The sequence below is a fragment of the Verrucosispora sioxanthis genome (assembly GCF_010560025.1).
GTDB classification, from domain to species: Bacteria; Actinomycetota; Actinomycetes; order Mycobacteriales; family Micromonosporaceae; genus Micromonospora; species Micromonospora palythoicola.
The window spans coordinates 219,890-231,897 of sequence record NZ_SAIY01000008.1; the positions used below are offsets into that span (position 1 = coordinate 219,890).

The following is a 12,008-nucleotide window of genomic DNA, read 5'->3' on the forward strand; positions in this document are numbered from 1 at the left end:
CGTTGGTCATCGCTCTTCCCCTAGCCGAGCTCGTGGTCCAGCAGCGAGAGCAGCTCTCCCGCCGAGGCCGAACTGATCCGATCGACGATGCCGACCGGTGCGCCAACGCTCGCCTTCGCCGTCACCCGGCCGCGCAACTCACCCAGCAGCGCGGCGATGCTCGCCTGCTCCTCGGGCCCGAGACCGAGGTACACGTCGTCGAGCTGGTTGCCCAGCGCCTCGATCTCCCTGGTCAGCCGATCGACGACAGAGCCGGTGTCGGTACCGGCGTCCGGAGCGATCCGGGTGAGCAGGAACTTGGTGAGCGCGCGCGGGTTCGGATGGTCGAAGACCATCGTGGCGGGCAGCTTGCCGCCGACGATCGCCGACAGCTTGTTCCGCAGTTCCAACGCGGTCAGCGAGTCGATGCCCAGTTCCTTGAAGGCCGTGGTGGCACCGGCCGTCTTGATGTCGGAGTGCCCGAGCACCATCGCCGTATGGGTACGGACGGCGTCCAGCAGCACCGTCTCCGCCTCGTCCGGGGGCAGCGTGCGGAGTCGCTGCACGAGTGCCGGCTCCGCGGCGGCATCGGCGGTCGGGTCGGTGCCCTCGACCGACGCCGCGAGCAGACCCCGCAGCAGCGGCGAGGCCAGCCGTTCGGCGTCGGGTGTGTGCGGCGACGGCTGCGCCAGGCGGGCGGGCACCAGCACGGCCCGGTCGTGGTCGAGTGCCGCGTCGAAGAGCGCGAGGCCCTGGTGGGAGGACAACGGCAGCACACCCTGCCGACGCAGCCGAACCAGGTCCGCGTCGCCGAGTTCGGCGACCATCTCACTGCGCTCGGCCCAGAAGCCCCAGCACAGGGAGCTGGCGGGCAGCCCTGCCGCCCGGCGAACCTCCGCCAGGCCGTTGAGGAAGGCGTTGGCCGCCGCGTAGTTCGCCTGCCCGGCGGTGCCCAGCACGCTCGCGATCGACGAGAACAGGACGAACGCGGAGAGGTTCAAATGGCTGGTCAGCTCGTGCAGGTGCCACGCGCCGCGCACCTTCGGCGCCAGCACCGTGTCGATCTGGTCCTCGGTCAGGGTCACCACGACCCCGTCGTCCAGGACCCCCGCACAGTGGATCACCGCTGTCAGCGGGTGGTCGGCCGGCACCGCCGCGATCAGCTCGGCCACCGAGGCCCGGTCGGTGATGTCACAGGCCACCACCTCGACCTCGGCACCCGCCTCGGTCAGCGCCTGGCGTAGACCTGCCGCGGCCGGAGCCGTCGGCCCGCGGCGACTGGTCAGCAGGAGTCGACGGACGCCGTGCCGCCGTACGAGGTGGCGGGCCAGCATGGCGCCCAGTCCACTGGTGCCGCCGGTGATCAACACCGTTCCGGCTCCGAGCGTGGCGTCGCCCGGGGACGACGGCGGCTGGCCTGGGTGGTGCGGCGCGGCGCGGTGGGCGTCGGCGTGGGCCAGTCGCGGGGTGCTCGGCACGCCGGCCCGGATCTTGATCTGGGTCTCTCCGGTCGCCACGGCCGCCGGGACCAGCTCCCACGAAGCGGGTTGGTCGTCAACGTCGACGAGCGTGATCCGGTCCGGGTTCTCGGTCTGCGCGCTACGCACGAATCCCCAGATCGCGGTCGCGACGAGATCCGGGGCGAGGACCTGCTCGTCCTGGATCGCGTCGCGCGTCACGATGGCCAGTCGGGAGTCGGCGAACCGGTCGTCGCCGAGCCAGCGCGGCAACCAGCGGAGCAGCCGGTGCAGGTGGTCCTCGACGGTCGCCGGTGTGTCCGGGCCCGCCTCGGGCGCACCCGCGACCGAGACGATGACGACCGGAGGTGGGTCGTCGAGGCCGGCGAGGGCGGTCTCGGACGGCTCCAGGACCACGTGCCGCCCGACCGGCTCGACAGTGTCGACGGCGCGGGGCAGCCAGTCCACCTGGTACAGCCGGTCGGTCCGCTGGTCCGGTCCGGGTTCGACGGCACCGTCGTGCGGGGTGTTCAACCAGTAGCGCTGTCGTTGGAACGGGTAGGTCGGCAACGGCGTCCACCGACCGTCCCGGCCGGGCAGCGCGGCGTCCCAGGACACCGGCAGGCCCGCCACGAACGCCTCGGCCGCCGACCGGAGCAGGCGCTCGAGGCCGCCCTCGTCGCGGCGCAACGTGCCCACCACCGTGCCGGTGACGTCCGTGCTGTCCAGCGTCTGGGTAATGCCGACGGTCAGCACCGGGTGGGCGGACGCCTCGATGAAGAAGGTGAAGCCTTGGTCGGCGAGGGACCGGGTGGCTTCTTCGAAGCGGACGGTGTGCCGCAGGTTGGTGTACCAGTACTCGGCGTCGAGCCGGGTGGTGTCCAGCCAGTCGGCGGTGACCGTGGAGAAGAACGGCACCTCGGACGGTCGCGGGGTGATTCCCGCCAGCACCCGGGCCAACTCGTCGCGCACATCGTCCACCTGGGCGGAGTGCGAGGCGTAGTCTACCGGGATCCGACGGGCCCGCACCCCCTCCGCGTCGCACCGGGCCAGGAGCGCGTCGAGCGCGGCCACCTCACCGGAGACCACGACCGACGACGGCCCGTTGACCGCCGCCACCGACAGCCCTTCGGTCAGGCGGGCCCGCACCGCGTCGACCGGCAGCCCGACCGACACCATTCCGCCGCGACCCGACAGCGCCAGAATCGCCCTCGACCGCAGTGCGACCACCTTGGCCGCGTCCGGCAGGGTCAGGGCGCCGGCGACACAGGCGGCGGCGATCTCGCCCTGCGAGTGGCCGATCACGGCGGCCGGTTCGACGCCGTAGGAGCGCCACGCCTCGGCCAGCGACACCATGACGGCCCACAGCACGGGCTGGATGACGTCCACCCGGTCCAGTGCCTCGGCGTCGTCGAGGACGTCCAGCAGCGACCAGGTCACATGGGGCGACAGTGCGTCGGCGCACTCCTGCATGCGGCGCGCGAAGGCCGGCGACGACGCGCACAACTCGCGGCCCATGCCCACCCACTGCGAACCCTGGCCGGGGAAGACGAACACCGTCCGGCCACCCGGCGTCGCCGGTACGGACGGGCCGTCGGTTCCGTCGGCCGTCGCGGTGAGGCCGGCCAGCAGTTCGTCGCGGGTGTGGCCGAGGACCACCGCCCGATGCTCGAACAACGACCGCGTCGACAACAACGAATGCGCCACATCCGCCACATCCACACCCGGCGCACCCACCACAAAATCCCGCAACCGGACTGCCTGCGCCCGCAACGCCGACTCCGAACGCCCCGACACCACCCACGGCACCACACCACCGACAACCGGCACCCCACCACCAGCCACCGACTCCTCCAGCGCCGGCGCCTCCTCCACAATCACATGCGCATTCGTCCCACTGATGCCGAAGGCCGACACACCCGCCCGCCGCACCCGACCCGCACCACCAACCCACGGCCGCGCCTGCGTCAACAACTCCACCGCACCCGCCGACCAATCCACATGCGACGACGGCCGATCCACATGCAACGTCCGCGGCAACACCCCACACCGCAACGCCATCACCATCTTGATCACACCAGCCACACCCGCCGCAGCCTGCGTATGACCAATATTCGACTTCAACGACCCCAACCACACCGGCACACCAGAATCCCGACCCTGCCCATACGTCGCCAACAACGCCTGCGCCTCAATCGGATCCCCCAACCGCGTACCAGTCCCATGCGCCTCCACCACATCCACATCACCAGCACGCAAACCCGCATCCACCAACGCCGCACGAATCACCCGCTGCTGCGCCAACCCATTCGGCGCCGTCAAACCATTCGACGCACCATCCTGATTAACCGCCGAACCACGAATCACCGCCCACACCCGACGACCATGACGCCGCGCATCCGACAACCGCTCCAAAACCAAAACCCCAGCACCCTCCGAAAAACCCGTACCATCCGCCGCATCCGCAAACGCCTTACACCGCCCATCGACCGACAAACCCCGCTGCCGGCCCAACTCGACGAGCACGCCGGGCGTCGGCATCGTGGACACCCCGCCGGCCAGCGCGAGCGCGCACTCCCCGGAGCGCAGGGAACGCACCGCCTGGTGGATGGCGGTCAGCGACGACGAGCAGGCGGTGTCGGTCGACACCGCCGGACCCGCCAGGCCCAGCACGTAGGCCACCCGGCCCGACGCCACGCTGGGGTACGTCCCGGTGAGCGTGTACCCCTGGACCTCGCCGGCGGCGCCGCTGCCCATGCGGGGGCCGTAGTCGACGGCGTAGAGGCCGGTGAAGACACCGGTGTCGGTGTCGCGCAGGCCGGTCGGATCGATGCCCGCCCGTTCCAGCGCCTCCCAGGAGATCTCCAGCATCAACCGTTGCTGCGGGTCCATGGCCAGCGCCTCGCGCGGGCTGATCCCGAAGAACGGCGCGTCGAACCCGGCGAGGTCGGCCAGGAAGCCGCCGGCCCGCGGGTACGTCGTTCCGGCCGCGTCGGGTTCCGGGCCGGACAACGACGCCAGGTTCCACCCCCGATCCAACGGCAGGTCGCCCAGGGCGTCCACGCCGTCGGAGACGATGTCCCACAGGTCCTCGGGAGACGCGACGCCGCCCGGGAAGCGACACCCCACGCCCACCACCGCGATCGGCTCGCGAGCGGACTCCTCCAGGTGACGTACCCGGTCGCGCAGCTGCTGCGCGTCGCTGACGGCACGTCGCAAGTAGGACCGGAGCTTGTCGAGATCCTCCACCGGGCCCTCCCTAACGTTTACGGACGGACGAGAACGGACGTGACTACAGGTATCCGCGGTCGATGAGCGCGTACAGCTCGTCGTCGGCGCGGTCGTCGAGCTCCGCCGGCTCGGCCGGCGGGTCCGGCTTCGGCGGTTCGACCAGAGCGAAGACGTGTGCCGCCAGCGCCTGCGGCGTGGGGTAGGTGAAGGCGACGGTGGCGGAGAGCCGCAGCCCGGTGACCGCGGCCAGCCGGTTGCGGAGTCCGACCACCATGGCGGAGTCGAAGCCGAGGTCCCGGAAGGTCTGTGCCGACCGCGCCGTGAGGACGGCCGGCGTCAGCCCCGGTTTCGTCGTGCTCAGCATCGCCGCCGCCTCGGCGCACACCAGGCCCAGGGCGGATGACTCGCTGTCCGGGCGCACGCCGTCGGCCGGTGCCGGAGCACCGGGCGACGTGGCGGCGTCGTCGGCGGTCAGCCAGTACCGCTGCCGCTGGAACGGATAGGTCGGCAGGCTGATCCGACGGGCGGGGTGGACGCCGCAGGCCGCGCTCCAGTCGACGGGCAGGCCCCGCACGTGCAGCTCGGCCAGCGAGCCGTACACCTTGAGCAGGCCAGCGTCGTCCCGGTGCAGGGTGTTGACCAGCACCGGAGAGGCGGCCAGCGCGTCAGCGGTCTCGGCCATCGCCAGCTGGAGCACCGGATGCGGGCTGACCTCCACGAACACGGTCCCGGGCACCGCCATCAGCTGCTCGACGACCTCGCCGAACCGGACCATCGAGCGCAGGTTGGCGTACCAGTGGGCGCTGTCCAGGCCCCGGGTGTCGAACGGTCCGCCGGTGACGGTCGAGTAGAACCTGACCGCCGACTCCCGGGACGTGACGTCCGCGACGGCGTCGAGCAACCGGTCCCGGAGGGGTTCGAGGTAGTGGGAGTGGCCGGCCAGGTCGACCTTGACCCGGCGTACCCGGACGCCCTCGGCGCCGGCCAGCTCGGCGAACTCGTCGAGGGCCGGCACCTCGCCGGAGATCACGACGGAGCTGGGCCCGTTGACCGCGGCGACCGACAGCCGTCCGGACCACCGCGCCAGCCGGTCCCGGACCCACTCCGGCGACGCCGCCACCGCGGTCATCCCACCGCAGCCGGTCAGCTCGGCCATGGCCTGGCTGCGCACGCTGACGATCCGTGCGGCGTCATCGAGCGAGATCGCCCCGCAGTCGTACGCCGCGGCTATCTCACCCTGCGAATGCCCCACCACCGCGTCGGGCACCACCCCGAGCGAACGCCACACCCGCGCCAGCGAGACCATCATCGCGAACAGCGCCGGCTGGATGACGTCGATCCGGTCCAGCGAGGCCGCCGATTCGGCGCCGGTCACCACGTCCACCAGGGACCAGTCGAGCCACGGCTGGAAGGCCCGGGCGCACTCGTCGATGGCGCGGGCGAAGACCTCGGACTCCGCGTACAGCTGCCGTCCCATGCCCTGCCACTGGGATCCCTGGCCGGGGAAGACGAAGACGGTCGGGCCGACCGGGCCGTCGACCACCCCGCGGACGGCCTGGGCGGCGCTCTGTCCGCCGGCCACCAGGTCGAGACCGGCCAGCGCGGCCTCGCGTCCGTCACCGAGCACCACCGCCCGGTGCGCGAACATGGTCCGCGTCGCCACGAGCGAGTACGCCACGTCGGCCGCCGACAGCGACGGGTCCGCGGCGACGAACTCCCGCAGCCGGCCCGCCTGCGCCCGGAGCGCCTCCGGCGACCGGGCCGAGAGCACCACGGCAGCACCCCGGCGGTCTGCGCGGCGGTGGGCGTGGGCGGTTGCTCGGGTGCCTGTTCGAGGATCACGTGTGCGGTGGTGCCACCCATGCCGAACGCCGACACCCCGGCCCGGCGCGGCCGGCCGGGCTGCCCCGGCCAGGGCTGGGCGACGCGGGCGACCTCGAAGTCCCGCGCGAAGTCGGCGACGGCGGGGTTCGGCGACCGGAAGTTCAGGCTCGGGACCAGTTGCCCCCGGTCCACGCAGAGCGCCGTCTTGACGAAGCCGACGATCCCCGCGGCCGGTTCCAGGTGACCCACGTTGGTCTTCACCGACCCGACGGCCAGCGGGCGGGTGCGGCCGGTCCGCCGGAAGACCTCGCGCAGGCCGGCCAGTTCCGCCGGGTCACCGAGCCGGGTGCCGGTACCGTGCGCCTCGACGTAGTCGACGTCGCCGAAGTCGACGGCGGCACGCTCCAGCGCGGTGAGGGTGGCCGCGGCCTGCCCGCCGGGGCTGGGGTCCGGCATCCGGCTGGAGGCCCCGCCGCTGGCGACGCCCCAGCCCCGGACCACCGCGTAGATGTGGTCGCCGTCGGCGACGGCGAGATCCAACCGCTTGAGCACGACGATCGCCCCGCCTTCGCCGCGGACGAAACCGTTGGCCCGGTCGTCGAAGGTGAAGCAGCGGCCGTCGGGCGACAACGCGCCCAGATTGGCCAGGCTGATACCCGCCTCAGGGTCGGTGATCAGGTGTACGCCGCCGGCGATGGCCAACTCGACCGCGCCGCTGCGGATCCGGTCGCAGGCCAACGCCAGCGCCACCAGGGAGGAGGACTGGCCGGAGTCCGCGCAGAAGCTCATGCCCCGGACGTCGAGGAGGCTGGAGATCCGGTTGGCGATCAACGCACCACTCGACCCGAGCGCGGCGTAGTGGTCGTCGCGGTCGCTGCCGGACAGCTTACGGAGCAGGTCGTACCCGGAGGGCGCAGTGCTCACCACGACGTCGACCTCGCGACCGGCGAGCGCGGTCGCCGGAATGCGGGCGTCCTCGACCGCCTCCCAGGCCAGCTCCAGCCCCAGCCGCTGGGTGGGGTCCATGGCCGCGGCCTCCGCGCCGCCGGTGCCGAAGAACGCCGCGTCGAATCCGTCGATGGCGTCGAGGAACGACCCGGTCGTCAGGGTCGCGGCGTCCGGGTGGGACGAGACCGTCGAACCGGTCAGCCGGTGTTCCGGGAACGTCGCGACGGTCGACTCGCCGTTGACCAGCAGACGCCAGAACTCCGTCAAGCCGGGCACGCCGGGAAAGCGGCACGACATCCCGATCACCGCGATGTCCGCTCCTGCCCTAACCATGCGATTTCCTTCCGCTCCGGGTGGCGGACGACTCTCGTCCCGCCGTGCCGCCGTCACCGCCAGGTGGTCAACAGATCTCGAAGTTCGTCGGGCGCGTCCATGAAGTCGTAGTGGCCGCCGGCGACGACCCGGAACTGCACCGAGTCGGAGTAGTGGCGCCATCCGGCCAGCTCGTCGAGGCTCACCTCGGGGTCGTCCCGCCAGTGGACGACGACGATCGGGCAGGCCAGCCTGACCGGCTCCGACCGCCGGTACCGCGCGGCGGCGGCGTGGTCGTCGAGCAGCACCGACAGACCCATGTCGATCATGTCCGGCCGGGGATCGATGCCCCGCCCACGCAGGAACGTCTCCACCTCCTGGCGCAGCTCCGGCTCGCTCATCGCGAGCATCCGGTCGCGCGACGCGTCGTGCGGGGCCGGCTGACCCGACACGAAGAGGCACTCCGGGCCGGGCAGGCCACGTGCGGCCAGCCGAACCACGGCCTCGAAGGCCGGCAGGGCGCCGGCACAGTGGCCGAACAGCGCGAACGGGCGGTCGAGCGTCGGTGACAGCGCCTCGACCAGGCCGTCGGCGAGGTTCTCGTAGGTGCCGTAGTGCGGATGGGCCAGCCGGTTCTCCCGCCCGGGGAACTGCACCGGGCAGATCTCGGCGTCGCCGAGTGCGGCGGGCCAACCGTTGAAGGCCGAGGCCCCGGCCCCGGAGAAGGGCAGGCAGAAGATCCGGGACGGATGCGCGGTGGACGGTTGCCGGATGAACCACGGCGAGACGGTGCTGACGGTCATGATGTCGGCCGTTTCTGGGCAACGATGGGCAGGTGGGTCATCCCCGCGATGAAGTACGACCGCAGGTGCTGCGGCTCACCGGCGAGTTCGATGGCACCGAACCGGTCGAGCAACTCCTCGAAGAAGATGCGCAGCGTCATCCGGGCCAGCGGCGCGCCGATGCAGAAGTGCGGGCCGAAGCCGAACGCCACCTGACGCTTCGCGCCAACGCGGTTGATGTCGAACACGTGCGGATCGGGGAACTGCAACTCGTCGCGGTTGGCCGAACCGATCCAGGCGACGACCGCAGCGCGCGCCGGGATGGTGCCGCCGCCGATCTGGACGTCGTCCACCGCGTACCGCATGAAGTTGCACGCCGCGGACGTCCAGCGCAGTCCCTCCTCCACCAGGTTCGGGATCAGCGACGGGTCGGCCTGTGCCCGGGCGAACTGCTCCGGCCGCTCGATGAGCGCCTCGACCGTGCCGGACACGGTGTGCGGTGTGGTCACGTTGGCGCCGAGCAGGATGCTGTACCCGTCGAGGGCGATCTCCTCGTCGGTCAGCGGCGCGCCCTCCACGCTGAGGTTCATCAGGTGGTCGAGCAGACTCCCGTCGTCGCCCCCGCCCGCCCGCCGCCGCCGTACCCACTCGGTGACGTAGGTGATGAGCTCGTGGTGGGCGATCGCCAGGGTCGCCGCCTCGCTGCCGTGCTGGAAGTGCGGGTCGGCGGGGGCCGTCACCATCGCGGTCAGCTCCACCAGCTCCTGCCAGTCCCGCTCGGGGATGCCGAGCAGGGGGCCGGTGACCAACGCCGGCAACAGCAGCGCCCGGTCGGCCAGGTCGAAGACCTCCCCGTCGAGCGCCGGCTCGAGGAAGTCCACGACGGTGGTACGGATGCTCTCGGCCCAGGGCGCCACCGCCCGCGCGGTGAGCTTGGCGCCGATGGCGCGGCGTACCCGGGTGTGGCGCGGCGGGTCGGTCGAGGTGAGCAGCTTGCCCGCGGCCGGGTCGTCCGTGCCCAGGTGGGTGGGGACCGTACCTCGCTCGGAGGTGAACTCACGGTGGTCGCCGAGCACCCGGCAGACGTCTTCGTAACGGGTCACCGACCAGAACTCCCGACCGTCGGGCAGGACCTGGTGGTGCAGCGGCGCCTTGGCCCGCATCACGTCCCAGACGGGATGCGGGTCGCCGTGCGAGTAGAGGTCCAGGTCGAACAGATCGACGGTGTCCAGGTCGATGTCGCGGGCGGGACCCGGGGTGAGCCTCACGTCCCGGCCCTGCCCTGTGCGATCAGCTCGGCGACCCGGGCCGGTGTCTGCGCCAGGTAGAAGGCCCGAACGGACAGCCGTACGCCGTAGTCGTCGGCCATCCGGTCAATGATCTTGATACCGGCCAGCGAGGTGCCACCGAGCGCGAAGAAGTCGTCGTTCTCCTTGGCCTCGGCGCCGAGATACTCCGACCACAGGTCCGCGATGGCCTGCGCCTGCGGGACGGGTCGCGCCACGGCTGCGCCGCCGCCACCATTCTGGTGGTCCGTCCGTGGTGACGATTCCATTCTTCAGCTCCCTTTGGTCCGCCGGTCGGGATTGCCTTTCCGATCCTTTTCGGCCCGATTCGGGCCGGCACCGCCGACACCACCATGCGGTGTGCGGAAAGTGCCACTCCGGACGTCACCTCATACGACGAGGCAATTCCTTGATGGCCGGTTCGAGTGTGGCGCGATTCTTCGTACGGGAACACCGGTAAAGGCGAATACAGGGGTTCACCGGGGGTGCGGTCGAGGTGACCAACGCGTAGCCGTCCCGCTGGCGGGACAGTACAAGGTGGACCGACCGCGGGCCGCGTCGCTGCCGCCGCCGGTTGCCTCACGGCTGTCGGCGGGTGACCGTGACGGTAATTCGACGACACATGGCGCAGGGACGTGAGGGGAACGACGTGGAAGACAGCGGCGTGGATGCGGACGTGGTGATCGCCGGTGCCGGACCCACCGGTCTGATGCTGGCCTGCGAACTCCGCCTGGCGGGTGTCGATGTGCTGGTGGTGGAGCGGCTCGCGCAGCCGACGGGCGAGTCGCGGGCCGGCGGAATGCACTCGCGCACCCTGGAGGTGCTGGACCAGCGTGGGATCCTGGATCGCTTCACGGACATCGGCGTTCCGCAACCCGTAGGCCATTTCTCCGGTCTTTATCTGGAGTTCGACGAGGCGGAATCGCGGCACCCCTATCCGTTGATGATTCTGCAGACCGACATCGAACGGCTGCTCGAGGAATGGGCCGTCGCGCTGGGTGTGCGTATCCAACGGTCGTCCGAGGTGACCGGGATCAGCCAGGACGGTGCCGGGGTGACCGTCGAGCTGGGCACCGCGCCGGGACCGACGCGTACGCTGCTCGCCCGCTATCTGGTGGGCTGCGACGGCGGACGCAGCGCCGTACGCAAACTGTCGGGCATCGACTTCGTGGGCACGTCGGCGACGATGACGGCGCTGATCGGCGACGTCGAGCTCCCGGAGCTGACCGAGGACTACATCTGGGTGCGGCGCTGCCCCACCGGCGACTACTCGGTGATCGCCTTCGAGCCGGGCTGGTACCGGGTCATCGCCTCCGAGTACGACCGCGTCGTCGACCGCGACGAGCCGGTGACGTTCGAGCGGCTCCGCGAGTCGCTGGTCAGGCTCGCCGGAACCGACTTCGGAATGCGCAGCCCGCGGTGGGTCTCCCGGTTCAGCGACGCCGCGCGACAGGCCGACCGGTACCGGGCCGGTCGGGTGCTGCTGGCGGGCGACGCCGCACACATCCATTTCCCGGCCGGCGGACAGGGGCTGAACCTGGGCGTGCAGGACGCGGTCAACCTCGGGTGGAAGCTCGCCGCGGTGGTCAACGGCCAGGCCCCGGAGAGCCTGCTGGACACCTATCACCACGAGCGCCACCCGGTCGGCGAGCGCGTGCTGCACAACACCCGGGCGCAGTCGGCGCTGGCCCGCCCCGGCCCGCACACGGACGCGCTGCGCGACGTCTTCGGCGAACTGCTGCAGTTCGACGACGTCAACCGGCAGCTGTGCGGCAAGCTGACCGCGCTCAACCTCCGCTACCCGGTCGACGGCGATCACCCGCTGGCCGGCCGTCGGGTTCCCGACGTCGACCTCAAGTCAGCCGGTGGCGCCATCCGGATGTACGAGTTGCTGCACGCCGCCCGACCGGTGCTCGTCGATCTGCAGGGCAGCACCGAGGTGGCCGCGGTGGCCGACGGCTGGGCAGATCGTGTCGACCTGGTCGAGGCGACCAGCCTGGACGACCACTGGATCGTCCCGGACCTCGACGAGCTGCCCGCCCCGGCCGCGCTGCTCGTCCGCCCGGACGGTCACGTCGCCTGGGCGGCCTCCGCCGACGAGCCGCTGGACACCGCGGCGCTACGGGCCGCCCTCGCCACCTGGTTCGGTCCGGTCCGACCTGGTCGATGACGAGGCACCCGACATCGGT

Annotated in this window: 6 protein-coding genes and 2 pseudogenes; 1 reads left to right on the forward strand and 7 read right to left on the reverse strand. The window is 71.4% G+C overall.

What is annotated here, in order from left to right; genetic code table 11:
* Window positions 1-20 precede the first annotated feature (20 nt).
* From ENC19_RS31550 to ENC19_RS22540, 7 genes and pseudogenes are all read right to left on the reverse strand, one after another.
* On the reverse strand, window positions 21-4,685 hold the full coding sequence (locus tag ENC19_RS31550) for a type I polyketide synthase (protein WP_164449071.1): 4,665 nt from the start codon (window positions 4,683-4,685) through the stop codon (window positions 21-23).
* A 43-nt stretch (window positions 4,686-4,728) separates the two neighbouring features.
* The gene (locus ENC19_RS30560) at window positions 4,729-6,144 is read right to left on the reverse strand and encodes an acyltransferase domain-containing protein (protein WP_235945004.1); all 1,416 of its coding nucleotides are present in this window, start codon (window positions 6,142-6,144) and stop codon (window positions 4,729-4,731) included.
* Between the two features lie 153 nt (window positions 6,145-6,297).
* A pseudogene (locus ENC19_RS31925) lies at window positions 6,298-6,441 on the reverse strand (CurL C-terminal domain-containing protein); the annotation flags it as partial.
* 47 nt (window positions 6,442-6,488) lie between these two features.
* Window positions 6,489-7,934 (reverse strand): annotated as a pseudogene (locus ENC19_RS30565) (beta-ketoacyl [acyl carrier protein] synthase domain-containing protein); the annotation flags it as partial.
* Window positions 7,826-8,554 carry a thioesterase II family protein gene (locus ENC19_RS22530; protein WP_164449072.1) on the reverse strand — a complete coding sequence of 243 codons (729 nt, stop codon included), beginning with the start codon at window positions 8,552-8,554 and terminating at the stop codon, window positions 7,826-7,828. The gene ENC19_RS22530 and the pseudogene ENC19_RS30565, both read right to left, overlap by 109 nt.
* Entirely contained in the window at window positions 8,551-9,801 is a 1,251-nt protein-coding gene (locus ENC19_RS22535; RefSeq protein WP_164449073.1) for a cytochrome P450, read from the reverse strand. Before ENC19_RS22535 ends, ENC19_RS22530 begins: the two co-directional genes overlap by 4 nt.
* Window positions 9,798-10,088 carry an acyl carrier protein gene (locus ENC19_RS22540; protein ID WP_164449074.1) on the reverse strand — a complete coding sequence of 97 codons (291 nt, stop codon included), beginning with the start codon at window positions 10,086-10,088 and terminating at the stop codon, window positions 9,798-9,800. Before ENC19_RS22540 ends, ENC19_RS22535 begins: the two co-directional genes overlap by 4 nt.
* Window positions 10,089-10,468: 380 nt before the next feature.
* On the opposite strand from ENC19_RS22540, the gene ENC19_RS22545 reads away from it, so the two are divergent.
* A complete protein-coding gene (locus ENC19_RS22545; protein WP_328824344.1) occupies window positions 10,469-11,989 on the forward strand; it encodes an FAD-dependent monooxygenase in 1,521 nt (506 codons plus the stop codon).
* The last annotated feature ends 19 nt before the right edge of the window (window positions 11,990-12,008 follow it).